The sequence below is a fragment of the Phaeodactylibacter luteus genome (assembly GCF_007993045.1).
GTDB lineage: Bacteria > Bacteroidota > Bacteroidia > Chitinophagales > Saprospiraceae > Phaeodactylibacter > Phaeodactylibacter luteus.
This window is the reverse complement of sequence record NZ_VOOR01000051.1, coordinates 13,889-36,087: the sequence shown is the minus strand read 5'-3', so window position 1 is coordinate 36,087 and position 22,199 is coordinate 13,889. Positions and strand designations below refer to the sequence as shown.

The window sequence follows — 22,199 nt, the reverse complement described above, 5'->3', positions numbered from 1 at the left end:
CCTCACTGGATGACCAAAGGCCAAAAGAGGTCTACGAGCAGGCTCTAAGGCAAGCTGCGTAAGTGTGTTTACGCACAAAATTAACACCCTTGATTTTTGGCCTGCAAAAGGGCCAAATCAAGGTCATTAATTTGTGGAAAACACAGCACTGTTTTTTCAAACTAAAAAAACTAAATTTAGCTGTCCTAAGGATTGGGGTAAGTTCATAGCGTGGGCAGGAAAGCGCCATCTTAACCCTGCAATGCCCCTCGGCACATAAAGTCAAAAAACGGCGAGCCCCTGCAGTCTGTGCAGCGGGCTTGTCCTGTTTGCCAATGCCAACAGCCCTTTGGGCTGGATGAAAACGGCGTAGGCCAATATAACCGGACTAGCGCTGCGGAGGGGTGGGAAGCCCGATAGGGCCGAGCGAAGAGCGAGCCCCGCAGCATAGCGACCCCTGCCGTTTGGCAGGGGTAGGCCCCCTCACATAGTGTAGGGGAAAGGAAATGACCGTCTGCCTTGCGTCGGCGAAGCGGGCGAGCCCTCTCCTACGCCTTTGCATCACCGCAATGATAGGCAGTAGGCCCATTAGCTGGTGCTCGGTTGTGGCGCTCGCAATACTTTTGGTGGCGGGGCTCCGCTGGCCAGAAGACGTCTGCCGGGCTTAGCTCGGTAAAAATTGCCTGCCCGCCTGCTTGCAGCAAACCGATGAGCTGCCGGGCGGTGTGCAGTTGGGCCGTACTGTAGCAGAAAATAGCAGACCGGTACTGCCCACCTTTGCCCCTGCGGTCTCTGCCAGGGTCATGGAGCTGAAAAAAGAACCGGCACAGCGCTTCGAAAGAGAGCTGCCTGGGATTAAAAACCACTTCCACTGCTTCGGCGTGCCCAGTCGTTTTTGTACAAACCTGTTGGTAGGTAGGATTGGGCAGATGCCCCCCAGTGTACCCTGTCAGGGAAGAAACTACACCGGGGAGGCGATCAAAGTGGTACTGCTTGCTCCAGAAGCACCCGCAGGCAAAAGCGGCCTTCTCGTAGAGCGGGCCATCAGGCATCTTGTGCAGGGATAAACTTCAAAGAAATTGCATTTACGCAATGCCGGGTATTTTTAGCGGTGAAACGCTCCCCGGTAAAGACATGGCCTAAGTGCCCGCCACAATTCCCACAAAGAATTTCCACCCTGCGCCCGTCTGCGTCTGTCTCTCGGCGTACGGCACCGGGCACTTCGTCATCGAAACTAGGCCACCCACAGCCTGAAGAGAATTTATCTTCAGAGCGGTAGAGTGGTGCTTCGCAACGCCGGCAGACGTATGTCCCTTTTTCCTTATGATCGTTGTAGATACCAGAAAACGGGCGCTCCGTCCCTTTGTGTACGATTATCCGCTCTTCTTCGGCAGACAGTTTGTTCCAATTGGCTTTATCTTTCATGCGCTTCTGTTTTCGGCCCGGCGCCCTGTTTAGGAAGCCGCGGAAAAATCAATTTCCTTGATCACGGCCATAGCCTTCTCGGCCTTTTCTCTTGGGGTATACAGCGTCGCTGAGCCAAGAGAAGGTATCGCGCTGTCCGGGCGCTGTAGGATATGGCTTTCGATACCTTCCTGTTTTAATGCATCTTCCACCAGTTTGGTTTTAAAAATTTCGGTGGATTCGAATACTTTTACCCAATCTTCTTTCATGAGGTTTTAATTTTAAAGGTTATTAAGTTCGCACTCTTTAAACACTGAAAACCTAAAGGATGTTATCGCCTGCACCAAAATGAAGGCTTATGCCCACACCTTTGCCCCACCTTATCGGAGGCTGCACACATTGCGCCCGGGAGCTGGCCTTGGGGCCAAAGCCGATTTTCCAGCTCCACCCCGCTGCTAAAATACTGCTCATCAGCCAAGCTCCGGGCCGGATAGCCCACTCGAAAGGGGTTGCGTTCAAAGACCCGAGCGGTGCCCGCCTGCGGCAGTGGCTTGGCGTTACAGCTGCAGAATTCTACACGCCCGAGCACTTTGCTATTTTGCCCATGGCCTTCTGTTACCCGGGCAAGGCTTCATCGGGGGACTTGCCACCTCCGGCTGCCTGTGCCCCAAAGTGGCATGCTCAATGTCTGGAGTTTATGCCGCAGGCTAAGCTCCGCTTGTACATTGGGCAGTACGCCCAGCGGTACTACCTTGGAAAAGAGCGCAAACGCAACCTTACGGAGACCGTGCGTGCGTTTCGGGAGTATGGACCGGAGGCCATCCCCCTGCCCCACCCTTCCCCATTGAACAACCGCTGGCTTAAACAGCACCCTTGGTTTGAGCAGGAGGCCGTTCCCTACCTGCAAGAGCAAGTAAGCCAAATCTTGGGCAAAGGCCAATGACACTGATCATCTATTAATATGACAAAGGCCTTGACTGCCGAACGAGCCAAGGCCTTTGATCCGCTATGTTTCAAAGCGGGCGCAAACCAGATAGTCGTTTTTTGGAGGGGGCCTGCCCCTGCCTAAGGGCAGGTGCCGCTATGCTGCGGGGCTCGCTCTTCGCTCGGCCCTGTCGGGCTTGCCACCCCTTCGCAGCGCTAGGCCAATGCCCGGCTAGAGCCCAGAAAAGATAAACGCCTGCGACATTTTAGCCCACGCCCTTCAAAGCTGCTATTGGTCAGCTTCCATAAATTCTTCTTTCGAACGGAAGCTCAGGGCTTCCAGCCCGTTGGCCGCCAACTTCTTGTTGAGCGTTTGCAGCTGCCCCATCAGCTGCCCAGCCTCCTCAGTTGCTTGTTGCAGCTCCCCTTTGAGGAGGGCCAAGTTGTCCATTTGAGCATTGGAAGGGCGGCCAGCGTACCCTACCACTTCACTATACAATGACCCCATGCGCTCCCGCAATTGAGGGGCTGCGGCGCCCACGTAGTTATCCCCTGTGGTGACTACCAAGCCTTCCCGCAATTTTTCGAGAGCTCCCTGATAGCCTATGAGCTCCTGCTTCAGCTTCTTAGGCGCTTCAGCTTCCAGCCGTTGCGATACCCCTGCAGATACCTGATCAAGCTGATCGACCAAGTAGGCCAGCTCTTCATTCATCGCATAAAGCTGCATGGCTGTTTCATGCTGAGCCAGGCGCTCTTCAGCGGTATGCACAGAGGCGGGGTCAGCTATCAGCTCCAGAGTAGACTCGTAAGTTGTTTTGCCCTTGGCCATCCGCAGGGTATACACGCCCGGAGGCACAGTAGGCGCAGCAAAACCGCCACGGGAGAAGGTTTTGGCTTTAGCCACTTTCGGCATACGATAGCGGTAATTCCAAGGGACGATATTGATGCCTTTGGATTTTCCAGGGGTAAGCTCTGCGATCTTCTCCCCTTTGCTGTCCAATACTTCGAGCTTCATGGGGCCAAAAATGTGGCGCTTTTTCAGGTAGTAGACCACTTTGGCAGAACGGCTGGGATTGTCCCCCACAAATTCGCCATAAGCTGCGTTGCCCCCAAAGCTTGGCGCTTCGTAAATCACAGAAGCCGGCTGTTCCATAAAGACAACCTCCTGTGCAGCCATTTCTGGCGTCAGCTTGCGGAGGGGGGTAACGTCATCTATGATGATGATGCCACGGCCGTGCGTAGCCATGACCAAGCTGTGATCGCGCGGGTGCAGCGTAAGGTGGTGCACTGCGACGGCAGGCATATTATTGGTGAACTTGGCCCAGTTTTGACCGCCATCAAGTGTGATATAGAGCCCCAGTTCGGTACCGAGGTAAAGCAGGTTGGGGTTGGCCAGGTCTTCCTGCAGGCAGCGGGCAAAGCCCTCTAGCTGAGGGGTTGTAATGGAGCGCCAGGTCAGCCCCCCATCTTTGGACCGGTATACGTAGGGCGTATGGTCATTTTGCGTGTGCCCTTCAAAAACTGCATAGACTACATTTTCATCAAAATGGCTAGGCTCAATATGGTAGGCCCAGGTGTTTTTGGGCAGGCCAGGGAAATTGGCAGTGAGGTCTACCCAAGACTGCCCGCCATCCTTAGTCCTTTGAACATTGCCATCATCTGTACCCACAAAGATCAGTTTCTCGTTTAGCGGCGACTCCGCAATGGTAAAAATGGTACAGTGGTTTTCCGCACCGGAATTGTCTTTGCTCAGCCCGCCGCTGTCCTCTTGGTTCTGCTTAGCAGGGTCATTGGTTGTAAGGTCAGGGGAAATGCGTTTCCAGGTTTCCCCCCGGTCATCAGAACGGTGGACAAATTGGCTGCCCACGTACAGCCGGTCGGGCTGATGTGCGCTGGTCGTAATTGGGGTATTCCAATTGAAGCGGAGGTCGGGGCTCCCTTTTTCCGGATAAGGCTTGATGATTTTGCTTTGCTGCTTTTCCAAGTCTACCCGCCAAATGGCCTCTGCCCCTTGCATTTCGGAGTAGCAGATATTGGGATCTGTTGGATGAGGGTAAACGCGGAAGCCATCGCCATAGCCAACCTCTGTCCAATCACGGGCTTCGATGCCGCCTACGCTTTGGGAAGGGCCTACCCAAGAGCCATTGTCCTGCAAACCTCCATAAATACGGAAGGGCTCCTGCATATCTACGGCTACGTGATAATACTGAGATACCGGCAGGCCTTTGACCATCTCCCATCCACGGCCGCCGTCCCAAGAGCGGTATACGCCCCCATCGCAGCCGAGGTACATGCGGTCTGCGTCATTGGGGTCAAACCAAAAATCGTGGACATCTGCGTGGACTCCGCTGCCGATGGCTCGGAAAGTGTTGCCGCCATCTTCGCTGATCGAGCCATTGAGGCCGGCTTTTGCAATCTTATCTGCATTGGCAGGCGATACTACAATACGGCTGAAATAAAATGGCCGTACCGTCAGCTCAAAATCTTTGTTGAGATGCTCCCAAGACTGCCCTGCATCATCAGAACGGTACAAGCCTTTATCCTCGTTTTTTTCCGACTCAATCACGGCATAAAGGCGGCTAGGGTTGGAGGGGGCTACTGCCACAGCAATCCGCCCCAGCTTCCCTTCCGGAAAGCCATTATGGATTTTAGCCCAGGTGGCACCGCCATCGGTGCTTTTGTAGAGTGCACTGCTCTGCCCTCCAGAACTGAAAGACCAGGCCGTGCGGCGGAACTCCCACATGGAAGCATACAAAGTCTGAGGATCATCCGGTGCCATCACCAAATCTGCACAGCCCGTAGTGGCATTGGTATAAAGGATTTTCTCCCAGCTCTGCCCTCCGTCTGCCGTTTTGTAGACCCCTCGGTCCTCGCTATCGCCCCATAAGGCGCCTAAGACGCCAACAAAAACCTCCTTCGGGTTATTTGGGTTGACCAAAATGCTGCTGATGCGCTCTGAGTTTTCAAGCCCCATCAGCTTCCAAGTCTGCCCCCCGTCGGTAGTTTTGAACAAGCCTTTGCCTACGGAAACGCTGTTGCGGGTCCAGGTTTCGCCCGTGCCCACCCAAATGCTGAGGTCAGGGTCGGTAGGGTCAACTTCAATAGCCCCTATGGACTGTGGGTAATCATCAAAAATAGAATTGAAGGTTATCCCTCCGTCATTAGAGCGCCAGACACCGCCGCCGGCGGCCCCAGCGTAGAGGATGCGGGAGTTGGTCGGGTGCCCTTCCAAATCAGTAATGCGGCCGCTCATCAGCGCCGGGCCGATGTGGCGGGCAGAAAGGTCGCCAAACAAGCCTTCCGCATTAAGGGCGGGCGTTTCCTGCGCGTTTATGGATGTCCAAGACAACAAGCCACAAAAAAACAAGTAAGCTATTCTTTTCATATCAAATTAGGGTTTTACCAGGGAAATGTCATGCTGATGCCCTTACCGACGACTGCCCCTGCAGGGCGCAGAGGCAGTCGTCACAGGCAGGCCTTACCAATTGGGGCTACTTCTCGCCGCCTTCGCTATTGGCTTCAGGGAATGCGAACAAGCCTTCCGCTATGTCTGTATTGACATCGATTTTTTCGATGGCCATGCTGAACATCGTCGTGCCGTTCATCTTGGAAGTAATGCTGAAAGGCATGTACACGCCAGCTACTTCATCATAATCAGAAGTATAAGTCATGGTAGACTGCCCTTTCATTGGGCCCGCCTTAGCAATCTCCTCCTGTGCCAGGGTAACGTAGCTGTCTTTGTCAAAGTAGTAGAAGCTAAAGTTTTCCAGCTCCTCACCTTCCACCATGATCGGTTTTTTTGTGAGCTTGATTTTGTAGACCGGTGTGCCTTCCAGCTCTGTTTCTTCCACCAGCTCTACGGTATAGCCTTTTTCTTTGTAGTTGAGGAAGGGGTCAGGGAAATCAGTCAGCTGTTCTTTCATCATTTTAGACTGCTCGGCTTCCATTTTTTCGGCTTCTCCGGTCATAAAGTTGACTCCCCAGCCTACTTCGCCATCAAAAGCCATTTGGGTAATTTCCTTACCCTGGAACACTAGGTCCATGCGCTGCTTTCCGTCAGCGGTTTGATACATGGTAACGGGGAATTCCATGCCCTGGGCTTGGCTTTTGCCTGTGATCACCATATTTTTGATTTTGTTGAGCTGCTCCTCGCCGCCGATGTTTTCAAGGTAAGAGGCCACGATTTCTTCAGCTGTTTGTGCAGTTGCCAGGTAGGAAAAGGAAGAGGCACAGCAGACAGCAAGTAAAAGGAAGATCTTTTTCATCTTGAGCGTTATTTTTAATGAGGGTTATAAAAGCCACTGCAGCAATCGGTGCAGCATCTTATTAGAGACCGCTAAAGTCCGATTTTGTGCGCGCAAATGCAGGATAATTCGACAGGTGTGGCTTTAAGCTCTGCCAAGCACCTGCCGGAAGCAACGGAGCAGCCTTTCCAGCTCTGCTTTTTGGTTGTAAACATGGCAAGAAACCCGGATGGCATTGCCCCGGATGGAGACATGCACCTGCGCGCTGCCAAGGGCTTCCTTGAAAACCTGCATATCCACTCCTTTCGGCAGGCGGACGCCCACCAAGTGATGTGCCCTGCTGTCTTCGGGGTCCAATTGGCAGCCTAGCCCTGCCAATGCTTCACCTGTTTCCCGGAACAGCTCCTTGCCGTATTCCTGGATCTCGGGCACCCCCCATTCCAAAATCTGGTCTAGAGCAGCCTGCATCATAGGTACGAGGATAAAATTGCTTTGCTCGCCTGTATTGTAGCGGCCGGCCATGGGCTGGTAAGCCGGCTGATACTGTGCCAAGTGGGTAAAGTCATGGCTGTTATGGCGGTTGATCCAGTTTTCTTCCAGAGGGATTCCCCCATCCATGGCCGGGCCATAGTAAGCAAGCCCGATACTGTAAGGCCCCATTAGCCATTTATAGCCTGCACAGATAAGCGCATCAGGCTGGATTTCAGCTACATCAAAAGGCAATGCCCCTACCGACTGAGTGCCGTCTACAACAAGCCAGGCTCCTACCGCATTGGCCCGCGCCCTCACTGCCCTAAGGTCAAAGCGCGTACCATCTCCCCAATGCACATTGCCCAATGCCACCACCGCTGTACGGCTGTCGATAGCATGGAGAAGGGCTTCGTTCCAGGCTGCTGCCCGTTGGCTGCTGTCTGGAGGAGGTATGCAGCAGACCTCTGCCCCGCGTTCATCCGCCAGCCGTTTCCAGGCGTAGTAATTACTAGGGAACTGCTCTTCAGCTATAATGATACGGCTGCCTGCTGCAACGGGGGCGTTGCGGGCTACAGTTGAAACGCCATAAGAAACGGATGGGATAAGTGCGATGCGCTCTGCCGCTCCTGCATTGACCAACTTTGCGAATGTCGCTTTTAGGCGGGCTACCGGCCCGAAGAAATCATCGAGCCCGATTTGGTACGGGCGGCTTTTTTTCCGCAAGGCGATCAGCCCAGCTTCCTCCACAGACTTAAGCTGAGGGGACATATAGGCGCCGTTCAGGTAGGCTTGGCTATCCTCTAGGTTGAACAAGTGGCGTTGGCAGTTCAGCATGCTTTTTCCCTGAAAGATACAAAATGGGAAAGCAGCTTCCGCAAAAAAAGCCCTATCTCCTATCAGCCAAAGGCAAAACTAGGACGGTGGCTTGCCGCATCGCCCGCACTGAGCTCAAACCAAGCCCCAACCGGGCGTAATCCAAAATACCGCAGGGGCTTATGCTTGTCGAGCTTTAGGCTGGCATTGGCCTAGCGCTGCGAAGGGGTGGCAAGCCCGACAGGGCCGAGCGGACAGCGAGCCCCGTAGCATAGCGGCTCCTGCCATCAGGCAGGGGCAGGCCCCAACAGAGATGGGCAAATGCTAGGCAGGCCGTATCATCAGCAAGCCATTAGCTGCTGATGAGGGGCAGCCCTTCCAATGCACAAGGTACGACCTGAGGGTCGCCGCCAAGATGAAGGATACGGCTGCCAGTCGGGTTGATGGGGCTGATGCTGCGCCCGATCACGACCCCATCGTAAGGGGCCCAATACACTTTTTCGACTTCGTCGAAAATAGAGCGGACCTCGGCGATCCGGTCCCCTTTGCCTACCGTTTGCCCCAATTGTGGGAGTACATGCAGAATGCCCCCCTCATCGGTATAGATCCATTGAGAATATCGGCAGAGGATGGTTTCGGCAGCACTCCAGGTAATCGCCCCAGGCAGCATTTGCAGATCATAAAGGATATTGCGGATGCCGATCAGCCCATCCTCGATAACATCGTTTTGAAAAACGTGGGGGTCTTTGAGCTCAAGGGTGATTGCGTGTATGCCCCGCCTTGCAGCCGCGCCCCTGAAGGTCGTATCATTGGGCGGGTTATGGAGAATGATGTCAGGGTTTTGCAAGATGGCCATCCGGGCCGTGGCCTCTTGGCTCATATCCGCCCGGATATACCAAGAGTTGATGCGGCCTGCGCTAGCGGTGTGGAGGTCTACCAAGTAATCAAAGTGCCTGAGTATACGGTCGATAAGGCGGTGGGCATAAACTTCGCTGACATTGCCATCCGCCTGCCCGGGAGCGATGCGGTTTAAGTCGACCCCATCGTTGAACTTGCGCTGCTGCAGCATCAGCCCGGGCACATTCATGACCAGCACCCCTACTACAGTCCCTTTCAGCTGCTCGCAATCAATTTCCCGGAAGAGCTGCTGTATGACAGGGATGCCATTGAGCTCGTTGCCGTGCAAGGCTGCCGTGAGGCCCAGCACCGGGCCCGGCTCTTTGCCACGGGCCACCATGACTGGCAACCGGACCGGCATGCCTATGCCATCCTGCACTACGGGGAGCCAGAAACGCTTTTTCTCTCCCGGCTGTACGGCCCCAATATCCAGGCTTTCCCCTTTTTCACTCCAAAAGATATCCTTCATGGCATCAGCACAGGCCTTCCCCTGTTAGTTCAGGTAATATTGTTGGAAAAAGATCCGGTAGCTATCCAGGGTGCGCTCCTTGAGCACCTCCCGGTAATTGTCTTGCGTTACCGGGAACAGCTCGAACTCGACGGCCTCATCTGTGATGAACTCGCCTTTTTTACTGACTACCCCTTGGTAGTAAGCCATGGCCTCCTGCTTATTTTTAAAGCGGCGCAAGACAAGTATGGGCACCCGGTTTTTAGCATCTGTCCCCAGATAGATGTTGGAGATGCGGATACGGTCGAGCTTATGGTACTTTTCGTTATAGTCTGAAACTTGGACCTTGGCGTCGTTGAGGTTGAGGTCTTGGCTGCTGAAGGCTATGATGAAGTAGTGGAGCTTATCTTCCTCATACTTGAAATTTTCGATCTCTTCCTTAGCCCCTGCGGGCAGGCTTGCCGTCGTTTCGCCGAGCAGGCGCAGAATCTCCCGGGCGCGCAGCTGCTCCTCGGTATCCGGGAACCGGGCTACGACATTGCGCAGTTGTTCGATATAAGCCTCCTTGCCTTCAATATTGCCAGCGCTCATGGCCGCGAGCAAAGCAAACTTGGCCTGCATAGGGTTGCCGGCGCCAAACTCTTCCTTTGCCCCCAGGCTCCGGCTGTATGCCTGCTGATAATTGCCCGTCTGAAAAGCTTGGTAAGTCTCATCGTAGTAACGGGTCAGCCTTTGAGATTCGGCGGCTATTTCATCTCCGTAGTTCGGGTCTTTGATCAGCATGGCATAAGTCGTACCGGTATACTTGTCCAAGATTTTATCTGCGTATTCTTTTGCTTTAGCCGTATTGCCCACTTCCTGGTAAGCCAGGTACAATTGATACCAGGATTCCAGCTCGAAGTTGTTGCTGGGGAACCGGCGGTTGAGCGCTTCCAGTATTTCAATCGCTTTGTCATACTTTTCGAGGCGTTCCCGGTACAGCGGGCCAAGCTTCGACATCGCTTCCTGAATCTTGAGCTCTGCAGTTCTAATGTCCGCTTCGGTGCGGGGCACATCGCCCAAGAGCTTTTGCACCTCCTCTTCAGTAAGGATGTCCGGGCTGCCGCTATCCGCCAGGAGGTCTTCCAGGAGCGCATCGGAAGTAACAGCAAAGCGCCGCCAGTTGTCTTCCAGTGCGCGGTTGCCCCATTTGCGGTCAAACTCTCTTTCGCCCCGCTTGAGGCGGCGGTCGTCGTATGCAAAAAACGTACTTGGCTCGGCGAGCGCCCCACCGGTATTGATGCGGTTGTTGAGGGTATTGAACCGCTGCGTAGACTGCCGGTTGGCCTGTTGGAGGAGCTGCTTCCTGCGCTCTTCGTCCCTTTCTTTCTTGATGCGCAGGGCCAGGGCTTCCTGTTCCTTAGGGCTCATTTGGCTGATCCGGAGCAGGCTATCTTGCAGTGCGATGATCTGTAGGTTGTCCGCAATATCCGTCAGGTTTTCCGCAGCTCCTTTTACGCGCTTGTAGCGCTCATCGGCCTGTACCATAGCCATCAGGGTGCTATCGTAGTAAAGCTTGGCCTCCACATAAGACTCATCCTCGAAATACAGATCGGCCAGCAGGAGGTAAGCTTCTGTTTTTTGAGGCGAGTTGCCAAGGCTGTGCTGTAGGGACCGCTGTAGGTTGCGGATGCCTTCCGCTCTATCGTTTTCGGCGAAAGCCACCTCTGCAAGGGTAAAATAGATTTGATCTTTGAACTCAGCGTTTTTCTCTTCTTTGAGCATACGCTCAAGCTCCTGCCGGGCCTGCAGAGCACCGCCCTGCCCGCTTGCCCAGGCATTCTTGGCCAGGTTGAGCTGGCAGTTGAAGGCCATCGTGTAGTCGGGCTTGTAAGCCAGTGCCTGTTCAAACCCGGCATAAGCACCACGGCTGTTCCCCAATTTTTGGTACAACTGCCCCATGATGAAAGCATAGCGGGCTTTACGCTGCTTATCTTTTTGCAGTTCGATAGCTGGCTCGAGGGCAGCTACTGCCTGCGCATAGTCTTCTGTCTGTATGAACAGGTAAGCCTGTACTGCCGACAATTCTGCGCGGATGTCCTTGTAAGTTTTCGCGCTCTCCAGCAGTTCAGTCAGGATGCGCTGAGCTTGGTCGAACTTGTCGCGCTCGATCAAGGTCTTGGCATAGTACAGCATCCCTTCCTGATAAGCAGGGCGGTGCTTGAGGGGGTTGTCGTCTGGGCCATCTTCTGCTGCCTGTTCCTCTTTCAGTTCTTCTTCGTTGGCTTTGCGCTTTTCTTCCTTAGCACTTTCTGCTGCACCGTCTCTGCCCGAGCGGAGGATTTCTGGTTTCTCCGGGGCTGCCCCGCCTGATTTGCGCGCTTTCCGGACTGCTTTGTTGTACTTCTTGAGCGCTTGGGATTTCTTTTTGCTGAGCTTATTCTTTTTGCGCTTAGATTGCTTGCGTTTTTTGGATTTCTTCTTCTTTTTGCTGGATTTTTTTGCGGCAGCGGCCTTTTTCTCCTTCTGCTCCATAGCTTCCGGGCTAAACTCGGTAGAGAAATACCGGAAGGCCTCTTCTGCAGCCTCATAGTCGCGCTTCAGGTACTGCGCTTTGCCAAAAAGCAAGTAACAATCATCTACCCATTTGCTGTACGGATGCAGATTGACGACTACGGTCACTTTTTCTATCGCATTGTCTGCATCCGGGGCAATGACCGAGGCATCTTCCACAGCGAGCTCAGGGTACATGGGCAGCAATTGGGTATAGTTGTCGATATGCGCTTGCTGCAAAAGGGCCTCGCTTGCGATAAGCAGCTCGTTGGCATTGAAATAGCCATTGTAGTGAGCAGTGGTATTATGGTAGGCCTCGCCAAGGGCGGACATATCGCTCCGGCTCTTAGTGGCTGTGCATGCAGCGAGAATGAATAAAGCCAAAAAGGCTGCGTAGATTTTAAAGCTTGGTCTCAAGACAGCTGTTTTTGAAGATGCCCGCTTCGCCGGCTATCACTTGCCATTCCTTTTCTCTAGGCAAGGCAGGGGGGCCAGCAGCGCAACAACGTGTTCCGGATAGAAATCAAAAGAATTAGCCCCGATGTTTTACTGCCACTCCGACTATACCTACCTTTACCCGCGTTTTACGGGGTGTAGGCGAAGGTGTTCCACAGGCAAGCTTTCAGCAGCGCCTGATGGCAGAGACCCAGCCCTTTTGCGGCGGGCCATTCCGGGACCGACACTACTTAAACGTTAAAGGGCAAAATTATTTTATTATTAACAGACTACAAACCGTTTCAGGTACTCAGCTGATTAATTATTAGGATTTCGCAATCATCAGGCTTATGGCAACTACAGGCGAACGACTGAAGCAATGGTGGGACCGGACGCGCAAGCGCTTGCAGAACACTTACCGGTTCATCATCATGAACAATGACACCTTCGAGGAAGTAGGCTCTTACCGGCTTACCCTCATGAACGTGTATGTAGCGGCGAGCACTATCGTGGTATTGGTCGCTATTTTGGTCGTGCTCGCTATCGCATTCACGCCCATCCGCAGGTATGTGCCGGGCTACGGGCAAGGTGGCGACGGGCGGCGGGAGGTAGAGCGCTTGTACCGGGAAGTGGATGGGCTGCGCGAACAGCTCAACGCCCAACGGGAATACTCTGAGAGCATCAAGCGGGTACTGATCGGCGATTATGAGACGGCGGAAGAGGTGGAATCCCAACAACTTGAAGTAGGAGCAGATACGCTCGCGGAAGTAGAGCGCTCCCCGGAAGAAGAACAGCTCCGGCAGGAGCTCGAACTGCAAGAAGTGGGGCAGGCTGCCCGTCAGGGCAAAAACGTAAGCTTTTCGCCGGGGGATGTCCCCTTAGAGCAAATGTTCTTCTCTCCTCCGGTGACTGGCGAAATCAGCGCTATCTTCATGCCAGACAAAAAGCACTATGGGGTTGATGTGCTCGCCCCCAAAAACACAGCGATCAAAGCCGCGATGGACGGCTTTATCTTTTTCGCCGACTGGACGCTCGAGACGGGCAACACCATCGGCATACAGCACGCCAACAACACCATTACCTTCTACAAGCATAACTCCTCCCTCCTGAAAAAGTCCGGCAGCTATGTCAAAGCAGGGGAAGCAGTGGCCATCATCGGCAATACCGGCACACTGACGGATGGGCCTCATCTTCATTTTGAGCTGTGGCACAAGGGAAAGCCGGTAGACCCTACTGAGTACATTAAATTCTGAGGTGCGCTGCCTTGAAGCCTGTTTGGGCTTTTGAGATGCTATGTTAACACCCCAACAGGCCCTTATTTCCCCTTTTGGATAACATCTTTGAGCGCTTCCCCCACATTAGGGAACTCGAAATGGAAACCTGCCGACAGCACCTTGTCGGCTGAAGTGCGGGTGCTCTCCAAGATGGCATCGGCCATTTCACCGAGTGCCAGCCGCAGGGCGAAGGTTGGCGCTGGGGCCAAAAGAGCAGGAGAGCGCAGCACTTCCTTCAGCCTCTCTACTAAGCCCTTGTTCGTAACAGGGTTGGGAGCTGTACCGTTGTAAAAACCGCTCATGCCGCTGTTCTCTATAGCGAAAATGTACAAGCGGCAGATATCATCGATGTGCACCCAGCTATACCACTGCTGGCCGTTGCCGAAATAAGGGGCTACGTAAAACGAGAACGGCATCATCATCTTAGGCAAGGCCCCGCCCTTTGTGGAGAGCACAATCCCCGTTCGCAGCCCTACAGTCCGTACGCCTATTTGCCCCACCTCGCGTATAGCATCTTCCCAAGCCATAGTGCTTTGCGACAAAAAGCCTTGGCCCGGAGGGGCATCTTCCCGGAGCAGGGCATCGCCCCGGTTACCGTAGTAACCTATGGCCGAGCTCGAGATGAAGGCTTTAGGCGGCACAGCGGCCTTTTCCATGGCTTGCCGCAGCAAACGCGTACCCTCTACACGGCTATCAATGATGAGCTGTTTGCGGGCTTTGGTCCAAGGCTTATCAGCAATGCCTGCCCCAGCCAAGTTGATGATAAAATCGGCTTGCTGAACAGCCTCCTCGTCTATGCTGCCCGCTACAGGGTCCCACTGAAAAGCCTGATAAGCCGCATCAGGGCGGGGCTTGCGGCTGAGGTGCCAAACCTCATAGCCCTTTTCCCGGAGCAGGTGGCTAAGGCGAGCGCCGATCAGGCCAGAGCCCCCACCAATAAGTACCGTTGCCATGGATTGTGCGTTTGATTGGTCATATAACACCGGGCTATGCCCAAGGTTTAAGGGCATGCTTGGAGCCCGTTCCTGTCACAAATCAAAGAGGGCACAAACCAGGTTGCCGTTTTTTTTGCCTGCCCAGCTTGCTTCGCCTGAGGGGCCTGCCCCTGCCCGATGGCAGGTGCCGCTATGCTACGGGGCTCGCTTTCCGCTTGGCCCCTCGCCCTACAGGCCTCGGGTCTGGCCTTCGGCCACCCCTGCGCAGCGCTAGGCCGATGCCAGCCTAAAGCCTAAAATACAAACACCGGATTGGCTTTAATAGCGTTTATAAACCTGGCTTCCCTGCTAATTTTCCACTTAGCCCGCCAAACGCCAACGCAGCGGCTTCGCCAGAACCCTGCCGGCCATACTGGCACAGCAGGCAGGCGTAAATTCTTGATTTCAAAACAAAACCACGCCAATCGGCTAAAAACTGCCCCCCGACGGAATTTCACATTCCTGCCGCTATAACAAAAGTCAGAAACCCTTTATTTTAGCCTATTTCAACCAGCGGGGCCAATCCTCCCTCTTTGCACGGGCAGCCCGCCAAAAAGCATTACCTTTGAGGAAGAACACATCTGCCATGAAATTATCATCCCAAAATCAAAGCTGGTTATTCTTGTTGTTGTTTATTGCCGTGAGCTGTGGCAGCGATGCTGACAGCGGCAGTCAGCAGGCAGCCCTGGTTTTCAAGCAAACCAGCAACACAGTTTTCGCACGCTTCCCTGCAGAGCCCGACCGCCTCAACCCCATCCTGGCCACAAGCGCCTATGCACGGGCGATCAATGAACAGATTTTTCAGAACCTCCTCCACTTTGACCCCTACACCCTGGAGCTCCGGCCTCAGCTTGCAGCCGCCCGCCCTGTCGTAAGGGAAGTAGCCGATGGGAAGTACGCAGGCGGTGTTGGCTACACGTTCAACATCCGGGAGGAAGCAGTATGGGACGATGGCTCCCCTATTACGGCAGAAGATGTGGCCTTCACGATGAAAGCCATCTTCAACCCCTTAGTCAATGCTGCACATGTACGCGCCTACATGGAGTTTGTGAGCGGCTTTGAAACCGACCCTTCCAACCCAAGGGCATTCACCGTGTATACCAACGAAAAGTACATCATTGGCGAGCCTGTGGTCAGTAATATCTCTGTCTTGCCCAAGGCAGTCTACGACCCTTCCGGGCTATTGGACGACATCCCATTTAGCGAACTGGCAGACGCCGAAAAAGCCTCACGCCTTGCCAAGGAGTCTAAAGCGCTGCAAGCATTTGCGGAAGCCTTCAATAGCGCGCCCTACTCCCGGGAGAAGGATTTTATTTCTGGATCGGGCCCTTACCGCTTTGTGCGCTGGGAGACCGGGCAGGAACTGGTACTCGAAAAAAAAGAGGGCTGGTGGGGAGAAAGCATAGCCCCAAACGATCCCCTGCTGAGCGCTTACCCGCAAAACCTATCCTTCAAGATCATACCGGACCAAGTCGCCTCCATGGCTGCGCTCAAAGACGAACAGGTGGATGTAGTCAGCCAAATCGACGCCAAAGACTTTACCGACCTCCAAGCGAACGAGGAAATGACGCGCAGGTTTTCCCTCCAAACTCCGCCATCTATGGTTTACTATTATGTGGGGCTCAACAACAAGAACCCGAAGTTGGCAGATAAAAGGGTGCGCAGGGCTATTGCACACCTCCTCGATGTAGACGAGCTCATCAACACCCTGTACTACGGGCTGGCACAGCGCACAGTAGGCCCTTTCCACCCTACCAAGCCTTACTACCATGACGAGCTGCCGCTCATCGCCTACAACCCGGAAAAAGCACGGGCGCTGCTCGCAGAGGCAGGCTGGGAAGACACCAACGGCAACGGCATCGTGGACAAGGTCATCAACGGAATGCCGACAGAGCTAGCGCTCGAGTACATGATCAGTGCGGGCAGCAAGTTTGCCAATAATATGGCCCTCATTTTCCAAGATAACGCCCGTAAAGCCGGTGTGGAGATTACCATCGCCCCCAAGGAGTTTACGGTGCTGACCGACCACGCCAAGCGCCGTGATTACGACATGTATGCCGGTGCATGGGGGCAAGACCCTGTAGTGGACGACCCCAAGCAGCTTTGGCATTCCGAGAGCGATACCCCTTCCGGAGGCAACCGGGTGAGTTTCAACAACGCGGAAGCCGACCGCCTGATCGATGAGATCCGGGAGACCCTGGACGAAGAAAAGCGCAATGCACTTTACCTTAAATTCCAGGAGTTGATCTATGAAGAGCAGCCCTATATTTTCCTATTTGCGCCATTGGAGCGCATCGCCATCAGCAAGCGGTTTGAGGCCAAAACCTCCGCCCGCCGGCCAGGCTTCTTTGTCAATGACTTCAAACAAAAAAACATCCAATAAAAAGATACCCCGGCCGCAGGCCGGGTTTGCTGAACTTTGGTCCTCGTCGCCAATAAATCCTGTTTCATGAACATGAAGATTACCCTCCGCTACCTGCCACTGGCGCTTTCCTTTGCCCTCATTTGGAGCTGTGCAGGAGAACCTAAAGAAAAAAAGGAAACCCCAACTGATGACTATGGGCTCGAACGGCCGGCAACAGAAGCTGTACTGCAATTGGATACGGAGCCCGACCGGCTGAACCCGGTCTTGACGCTGAGCAACTACTCCAATACGGTGATCGGCAACCTGTTCTCTTACCTGCAGTCCATCAACCCAGAAACAATGGAACTGGAGCCGCAGTTGGCCGTGTCACAGCCAGATATTACTCCTATTGAAGAAGGGCCCTTTGCCGGTGGGGTAGCTTATACTTTTGAGATCCGGCCCGAGGCGGTTTGGGACAACGGCAGCCCCATAACTGCGGATGACTTCGTCTTTACCCTAAAGGCCACATTCAACCCGAAGGTGCCTGCGCCAGCTTACCGGGTTTACCTCTCCTTTATTGGGGAGGTGGAAAAAGACGCTGCCAACCCCCGCCGTTTCACCGTGTATACCAACCGCCCTTACATGATCGGAGCTGAGGCCATTAGTGCCGCCCTGCCCATACTGCCAGCCTATCACTATGATTCCCTTGGCCTGATGAGCGATATCCCCCTGGCAGACCTCATGGACGAGGAACGGGCAAAAGCACTGTCTGACAATGAAAACATCGTACAGTTTGCAGAGCAATTTGCCAGCCCTTTCCACAGCCGGGAGCCCAATGGCATTTCCGGCTCAGGGCCGTACAAACTGGAGCGCTGGGAAACCGGCCAGCGGCTGGTCCTCAGCCGGAAAGAGGGCTGGTGGGGCGACCAGGCCAAGGGGCAGTCTGTGACCCTTCAGGCTTACCCTGAAAAGCTCATCTACCGGCCTGTAAAAGACCCTACCGCAGCCGTTACAGCCTTGAAAGATGGCCAGCTCGACGTCCTCCCCAACATCCCGCCAGATCAGTTCCTAGACCTGCAGAAGACCGATTTTGTCACCAGCCGTTACAACCTTCACACGCCACCATCCCTGGTCCACACCTTCATTTACACCAACACGCGTTCGCCCAAACTGAACGACCCCAAGGTGAGGCGTGCCTTGGCTATGGCCACCGATGTGAGCACCATGATAGAGACGGCCTTCTCTGGCTTAGGAGAGCCATCTACTGGCCCGGTCCACCCCAGTTTTTCTTATTACAACCCTGTTGTAAAGCCCTTAGCGTATGCCCCCGAAGAGGCACGGGCGCTGCTGGAAGAGGCAGGCTGGACGGACACCAACGACAACGGTATCGTAGACAAAGAAATTGACGGGCAGCGCACAGAGCTCGAGCTCGAATACAAGTTCACTGCCGGCCGGGCTGTAGGGCAGAACATTGCCCTCATCCTACAGGAATCCGCCAAGCGTGCAGGCATCAGCATCAAGCTGACCCCTCAGGAGCACACCGTCAATCTGGACGACCTCAAGCGCAGAGATTTTGAGCTGGTGGCTGGCGCCAAAAGCATCCCCCCTACACCTTGGGAGCCCAAGCAGGATTTCCACTCTGAAGGGGACGACCGCACGGGGTTCGCCACTCCTGAGACCGATGCCCTCATCGATCAGATCCAACAAACGCTCGATCCTGAAGACCGCAAAAAATTATATCTTGACCTTCAGCGACAGCTATACGAAGCGATGCCGATCGTACCCCTCATTGTCCCCACAGGCCGCTTGGCCATCCACAAGCGGTACACTACACCGATCACCCCAATGTTCCCAGGATATGTTGCCCCTTTGTTGCAACTGGAACAAGCCAACTAACGTAATGGAAACGTGGGGCATGCAAATGTATGCCCCACTCCCCCCTGCCTTTGCAATTGCCCGGTAACAAGGCCCGGGAAAGCCCCCTTACTTCAGGAATCCATGCTACAGTACCTTATCAAACGGATCCTTATTTTTCTGCCCACCTTGCTGGTCATCTCCTTGCTGGCGTTTGGGCTGAGCAAGGCTGCCCCGGGCGACCCCGTGGAGCAGCGCAACCGGGGATTGGGGGATGAAGCTCAACGGAGCCTGGCCAATGCTGACCGGGTATACCGGGAAACCGCGGCCTACCTGGGGCTCGACAAGCCCGTTTTTTACTTCAGCATTGCCCCGGCTGCCTATCCTGATACCCTCTACCGTATCCTGAAGCGAGATGAGCGGGAAACCCTTGAAAAGCTAACCGCCCAATACGGCAACTGGCCGCTCATTTCAAGCTACTACCATCAGTTGAGAGCGCTCGACCGGAATTCGGAAACAACCGTGCCGGACGATGTAGCGCGTAGGAAGGTCCGCCCGCTTATCAAGCAGCTGTACCTTGGCTACAAGGACAGCCGCATTACCAGCTTGCTCGACCAGCTCGCTTCAATCACAGGGACGGATACCGCACAACTGGCACGGCTGCACCCCGATGTGGTACAGCTGCAGCAACACTATCAAGCGGTGAAAGCAGGAGCTAAGCCCGAGCGCTTGTACCTGCCCGACTTGAAGTGGTATGGTTTTGACAATCAGTACCACAATTGGCTGAGCAGCTTCCTTTTGCTCGACTTTGGCAAGTCTTATATCGATAGCAGGCCCGTAGCAGATAAAATGAAAGATGCCCTGAGGTGGACCCTGATCATGAACATCCTGGCCATATCCCTGGCTTACCTCCTTTCTATCCCCTTAGGGGTTTATTCGGCCGTATACAAGGGCAGCCTTTTTGACCGCACCTCTACCCTGCTGCTGTTCATCCTGTATTCCCTGCCGAACTTCTGGATTGCAACCATGCTTGTGGTATTTTTCACGACCCCGGAGTACGGTATGGACTGGTTCCCCTCTCTTGGGCTGGGGGATTTGCCGCCGGGCGCCCCTTTTTGGGAGCGGTTTGTTGAGGCCGCCGAACATTTGATACTCCCTATCTTTTGCCTGACCTATGGCGCCTTGGCATTCATCAGCAGGCAGGTAAGGGGAGGGATGCTGAATGTCATCCGGCAAGACTTCGTCCGCACCGCATGGGCGAAAGGGCTGAATGCGCGGCAGGTCATTTGGAAGCACACCTTCCGGAACGCCCTTTTCCCCATTATCACCATGTTTGCCAGTTTATTCCCCGCAGTCTTTGCCGGCTCGCTCGTCATTGAGGTCATCTTCAATATCCCAGGTATGGGCAAGCTGACCGTGGATGCCATTTTCCAGCGGGACTGGCCAGTGGTTTATACTGTTTTGATGCTGGCTGCGCTGCTTACGATGGCGGGCATGCTCATTGCAGATGTGCTATATGCCTGGGTGGACCCACGGGTGAATTACCAAAAAAAGAAAGCCTGATGCTGATAGGTATTCAAAAAGAAAGAGAAGCAGCCCAGCTGGCAGGCACTGCACTGCATCAGGATCAGAGCTACCGGGCTGTGGTAAAACGGCAGTTCCGCAAAAACCGCATGGCGGTGTGGTCGCTACGGGTACTCTATGTGCTGGCATTCATTGCCATCACAGCCGATTTCATCGCCAATGAGAAGCCCATATATTGCAAACTGGACGGAGAAACGCACTTCCCTGTGCTGAGGTCCTACTTGATCGGGCTAGGGCTGGACAGCTGGGAAGCCCGGTTTTTCCAGTACGGCTGGCACGAGCACGATTATGAATCGGTCATCTGGCCGCTCATCCCTTACTCCGCTGGGACAATGGACAGGAAGAACAACAATTTTGTAAGCCCATTGGAAACACAGGATGTCCCTTCCTGGCGGTTCCGGCACTGGCTCGGCACCGATCAGCTGGGCAGAGATATAGCCGCGGGCATGGTATCGGGCACCCGGACCGCTATGATCGTAGGGATGGTCTCTATGTCGATCGCTACCCTGATTGGCGTTTTTTTCGGCGCACTGGCCGGCTATTTTGGGGATGACCGGCTGAGGGTGAGCCGTGCCAGGCTATGGCTCAACCTACTGGCTTTTTTCCTAGCCTATTTTTATGCTGTCAGTGCCCGGGCTTACGCCTTGCAGGAAGGCCATTTCGGCAGGGAAGCCCTGATCAGCATAGGCATTGCCCTTGGTATTTTCTTGCTGCTCAACCTTTTAGCCACACTCCTGAAGAGGTCACCTGTACTAGGGCGAGCCATCACCCTGCCTATGGACCTGATCGTAATGCGGCTGATAGAAGTCATGAACTCCATCCCCGCCCTCCTTCTGATATTGAGCGTTGTAGCCATCATCGAATCACAGTCCATTATTTACATTATGGCCATTATCGGGCTGATCCGCTGGACCGGGATCGCGCGTTTTATCAGAGCGGAGCTGCTGCGGGTCCGAAGCCTAGAATATATCGAAGCTGCGCAAGCCCTTGGGTACAGCAAATGGCGGGTCATATTCCGGCATGCCATCCCCAATGCATTAACGCCTGTGTTGATCACTATAGCTTTTGGGATTGCCAGCGCAATTCTGCTAGAAGCCTTCCTTTCCTTCTTGGGCATTGGGGTGCCGGCTGAACAAGTCACGTGGGGCTCAATGCTCAATCTGGCCCGTTCTCAATTCTCGGCCTGGTGGCTGGCCATTTTCCCTGGGGTGGCCATATTTGTAACGGTCACCATCTTCAACCTCCTCGGTGAAGGGCTGGCTGATGCGCTTGACCCCCGCCGGAAGTAAAGGACCCTCAATTCCTCCGGCGCTTTTTCTTTTTGTTGAAGCTTTTCGGGAACAACTGCGAGCTCCCCCCTTTGGTCGGCAGCTCCCCTCTTCGGTTGGGCTTAACATGGGCAGACTCATTGGCAGGGCACCCCACTTTGCGGTTGCAAGAGGATACTGGCAGGGCGATAAAGGACACTACCACACAAATACTAAACAAGCGGAGCAGAGCGCGCATGGGCAAGAATATAATTTTGAAATCGTGTGTTAAAGTTCTCGTTCAAAAGTAAGGCTTAATTTACAGGTAGGCAAATCGCCCAAAACCCTTGAAAAATATGGGATTCCAGTTTTTTTTTGATTCGCAAAGCTTGGTTTTCATAAAGCAAGCGTATAAATTTGCTCCACGTTTAACTAATTAAAACATTCAGAAATGAATAAGGGAGATCTTATTAACAAAATCGCCGAAAGCGCGAACCTGTCTAAAGCCCAAGCTACCGATGCACTCAATGCAGTTCTGGATGGCATCACTGACTCGCTGAAAGCCAACGACAAAGTGACCCTCATCGGCTTCGGCACTTTTTCAGTTTCCCACCGCGAAGCACGCAGCGGCCGTAACCCACAAACTGGTGAAAGCATTCAAATTGCAGCTAAGAACGTTGTAAAGTTCAAGCCCGGCAAAGAAATTTCTGACGCTGTAAACGCTTAATTTACAGCTTCGTATAATAAAGCTTTACTGCACGCTGTGCACCCCAAA

17 protein-coding genes are annotated in these 22,199 nt (G+C 54.0%); 7 read left to right on the top strand and 10 right to left on the bottom strand.

Annotation, left to right across the window (positions count from 1 at the left end; translation table 11 throughout):
• Positions 1 to 527 precede the first annotated feature (527 nt).
• The 3 genes from msrA to FRY97_RS18290 are packed head-to-tail and all read right to left on the bottom strand — an operon-like array spanning position 528 to position 1,652.
• Positions 528 to 1,031: a peptide-methionine (S)-S-oxide reductase MsrA gene (msrA, locus tag FRY97_RS18300; RefSeq protein WP_147169017.1), complete on the bottom strand. Its 504-nt coding sequence runs from the start codon at positions 1,029 to 1,031 to the stop codon at positions 528 to 530.
• Positions 1,024 to 1,404, bottom strand: a complete 381-nt coding sequence (locus FRY97_RS18295) for a methionine-R-sulfoxide reductase (RefSeq protein WP_147169016.1) — start codon at positions 1,402 to 1,404, stop codon at positions 1,024 to 1,026. Before FRY97_RS18295 ends, msrA begins: the two co-directional genes overlap by 8 nt.
• Positions 1,405 to 1,433: 29 nt before the next feature.
• Positions 1,434 to 1,652 (bottom strand): putative signal transducing protein, encoded by a 219-nt coding sequence (locus FRY97_RS18290; RefSeq protein WP_147169015.1) that lies wholly within the window; start codon positions 1,650 to 1,652, stop codon positions 1,434 to 1,436.
• Between the two features lie 89 nt (positions 1,653 to 1,741).
• Between FRY97_RS18290 and FRY97_RS18285 the strand changes: the two genes are divergently transcribed.
• On the top strand, positions 1,742 to 2,326 hold the full coding sequence (locus FRY97_RS18285; protein WP_147169014.1) for a uracil-DNA glycosylase family protein: 585 nt from the start codon (positions 1,742 to 1,744) through the stop codon (positions 2,324 to 2,326).
• A gap of 270 nt (positions 2,327 to 2,596) precedes the next feature.
• Here the strand turns inward: FRY97_RS18285 and FRY97_RS18280 are convergent, their stop codons facing one another.
• From FRY97_RS18280 to porW, 5 genes are all read right to left on the bottom strand, one after another.
• Complete coding sequence (locus tag FRY97_RS18280) at positions 2,597 to 5,692, bottom strand: VPS10 domain-containing protein (protein WP_147169013.1); 3,096 nt, start codon at positions 5,690 to 5,692, stop codon at positions 2,597 to 2,599.
• A 106-nt stretch (positions 5,693 to 5,798) separates the two neighbouring features.
• Positions 5,799 to 6,572: a LolA-like protein gene (locus FRY97_RS18275; protein WP_147169012.1), complete on the bottom strand. Its 774-nt coding sequence runs from the start codon at positions 6,570 to 6,572 to the stop codon at positions 5,799 to 5,801.
• 123 nt (positions 6,573 to 6,695) lie between these two features.
• Positions 6,696 to 7,856 carry an aminotransferase class V-fold PLP-dependent enzyme gene (locus FRY97_RS18270; RefSeq protein ID WP_147169011.1) on the bottom strand — a complete coding sequence of 387 codons (1,161 nt, stop codon included), beginning with the start codon at positions 7,854 to 7,856 and terminating at the stop codon, positions 6,696 to 6,698.
• A 331-nt stretch (positions 7,857 to 8,187) separates the two neighbouring features.
• Positions 8,188 to 9,201, bottom strand: coding sequence for a succinylglutamate desuccinylase/aspartoacylase family protein (locus FRY97_RS18265; RefSeq protein WP_147169010.1), 1,014 nt, complete (start codon positions 9,199 to 9,201; stop codon positions 8,188 to 8,190).
• A 24-nt stretch (positions 9,202 to 9,225) separates the two neighbouring features.
• Positions 9,226 to 12,096 carry a type IX secretion system periplasmic lipoprotein PorW/SprE gene (gene porW, locus FRY97_RS18260; protein WP_147169009.1) on the bottom strand — a complete coding sequence of 957 codons (2,871 nt, stop codon included), beginning with the start codon at positions 12,094 to 12,096 and terminating at the stop codon, positions 9,226 to 9,228.
• 401 nt (positions 12,097 to 12,497) lie between these two features.
• On the opposite strand from porW, the gene FRY97_RS18255 reads away from it, so the two are divergent.
• A complete protein-coding gene (locus FRY97_RS18255) occupies positions 12,498 to 13,400 on the top strand; it encodes a M23 family metallopeptidase (protein WP_147169008.1) in 903 nt (300 codons plus the stop codon).
• Positions 13,401 to 13,462: 62 nt separating this feature from the next.
• Here FRY97_RS18255 and FRY97_RS18250 read toward each other — a convergent pair whose 3' ends face one another.
• The gene (locus tag FRY97_RS18250; RefSeq protein WP_147169007.1) at positions 13,463 to 14,374 is read right to left on the bottom strand and encodes a TIGR01777 family oxidoreductase; all 912 of its coding nucleotides are present in this window, start codon (positions 14,372 to 14,374) and stop codon (positions 13,463 to 13,465) included.
• A 607-nt stretch (positions 14,375 to 14,981) separates the two neighbouring features.
• Between FRY97_RS18250 and FRY97_RS18245 the strand changes: the two genes are divergently transcribed.
• The 4 genes from FRY97_RS18245 to FRY97_RS18230 all read left to right on the top strand — a co-directional run bounded on the left by FRY97_RS18245 (position 14,982) and on the right by FRY97_RS18230 (position 21,466).
• Positions 14,982 to 16,778, top strand: coding sequence for an ABC transporter substrate-binding protein (locus FRY97_RS18245; RefSeq protein WP_147169006.1), 1,797 nt, complete (start codon positions 14,982 to 14,984; stop codon positions 16,776 to 16,778).
• Positions 16,779 to 16,844: 66 nt separating this feature from the next.
• Positions 16,845 to 18,635, top strand: coding sequence for an ABC transporter substrate-binding protein (locus FRY97_RS18240; protein WP_147169005.1), 1,791 nt, complete (start codon positions 16,845 to 16,847; stop codon positions 18,633 to 18,635).
• A gap of 102 nt (positions 18,636 to 18,737) precedes the next feature.
• Positions 18,738 to 20,156, top strand: coding sequence for an ABC transporter permease (locus FRY97_RS18235; protein WP_147169004.1), 1,419 nt, complete (start codon positions 18,738 to 18,740; stop codon positions 20,154 to 20,156).
• A complete protein-coding gene (locus FRY97_RS18230) occupies positions 20,156 to 21,466 on the top strand; it encodes an ABC transporter permease (protein WP_147169003.1) in 1,311 nt (436 codons plus the stop codon). The genes FRY97_RS18235 and FRY97_RS18230 overlap by 1 nt, the downstream gene beginning before the upstream one ends.
• A gap of 7 nt (positions 21,467 to 21,473) precedes the next feature.
• Here the strand turns inward: FRY97_RS18230 and FRY97_RS18225 are convergent, their stop codons facing one another.
• Positions 21,474 to 21,683 (bottom strand): hypothetical protein, encoded by a 210-nt coding sequence (locus FRY97_RS18225; RefSeq protein WP_147169002.1) that lies wholly within the window; start codon positions 21,681 to 21,683, stop codon positions 21,474 to 21,476.
• A 192-nt stretch (positions 21,684 to 21,875) separates the two neighbouring features.
• Here FRY97_RS18225 and FRY97_RS18220 point away from each other — a divergent pair, with 192 nt between their 5' ends.
• Positions 21,876 to 22,151 (top strand): HU family DNA-binding protein, encoded by a 276-nt coding sequence (locus FRY97_RS18220; RefSeq protein ID WP_147169001.1) that lies wholly within the window; start codon positions 21,876 to 21,878, stop codon positions 22,149 to 22,151.
• Positions 22,152 to 22,199 lie beyond the last annotated feature (48 nt).

Excerpts from the sequence above, each read along its gene's own strand:
- FRY97_RS18220 (WP_147169001.1), top strand. The coding sequence starts at position 21,876 with ATGAATAAGGGAGATCTTATTAACAAAATCGCCGAAAGCGCGAACCTG.
- FRY97_RS18275 (WP_147169012.1), bottom strand. The coding sequence starts at position 6,572 with ATGAAAAAGATCTTCCTTTTACTTGCTGTCTGCTGTGCCTCTTCCTTT.
- FRY97_RS18255 (WP_147169008.1), top strand. The coding sequence starts at position 12,498 with ATGGCAACTACAGGCGAACGACTGAAGCAATGGTGGGACCGGACGCGC.
- FRY97_RS18230 (WP_147169003.1), top strand. The coding sequence starts at position 20,156 with ATGCTGATAGGTATTCAAAAAGAAAGAGAAGCAGCCCAGCTGGCAGGC.
- FRY97_RS18295 (WP_147169016.1), bottom strand. The coding sequence starts at position 1,404 with ATGAAAGATAAAGCCAATTGGAACAAACTGTCTGCCGAAGAAGAGCGG.
- FRY97_RS18290 (WP_147169015.1), bottom strand. The coding sequence starts at position 1,652 with ATGAAAGAAGATTGGGTAAAAGTATTCGAATCCACCGAAATTTTTAAA.
- FRY97_RS18250 (WP_147169007.1), bottom strand. The coding sequence starts at position 14,374 with ATGGCAACGGTACTTATTGGTGGGGGCTCTGGCCTGATCGGCGCTCGC.
- FRY97_RS18235 (WP_147169004.1), top strand. The coding sequence starts at position 18,738 with ATGCTACAGTACCTTATCAAACGGATCCTTATTTTTCTGCCCACCTTG.
- FRY97_RS18265 (WP_147169010.1), bottom strand. The coding sequence starts at position 9,201 with ATGAAGGATATCTTTTGGAGTGAAAAAGGGGAAAGCCTGGATATTGGG.
- FRY97_RS18225 (WP_147169002.1), bottom strand. The coding sequence starts at position 21,683 with ATGCGCGCTCTGCTCCGCTTGTTTAGTATTTGTGTGGTAGTGTCCTTT.
- FRY97_RS18285 (WP_147169014.1), top strand. The coding sequence starts at position 1,742 with ATGCCCACACCTTTGCCCCACCTTATCGGAGGCTGCACACATTGCGCC.
- FRY97_RS18270 (WP_147169011.1), bottom strand. The coding sequence starts at position 7,856 with ATGCTGAACTGCCAACGCCACTTGTTCAACCTAGAGGATAGCCAAGCC.
- FRY97_RS18240 (WP_147169005.1), top strand. The coding sequence starts at position 16,845 with ATGAACATGAAGATTACCCTCCGCTACCTGCCACTGGCGCTTTCCTTT.
- FRY97_RS18245 (WP_147169006.1), top strand. The coding sequence starts at position 14,982 with ATGAAATTATCATCCCAAAATCAAAGCTGGTTATTCTTGTTGTTGTTT.
- FRY97_RS18280 (WP_147169013.1), bottom strand. The coding sequence starts at position 5,692 with ATGAAAAGAATAGCTTACTTGTTTTTTTGTGGCTTGTTGTCTTGGACA.
- msrA (WP_147169017.1), bottom strand. The coding sequence starts at position 1,031 with ATGCCTGATGGCCCGCTCTACGAGAAGGCCGCTTTTGCCTGCGGGTGC.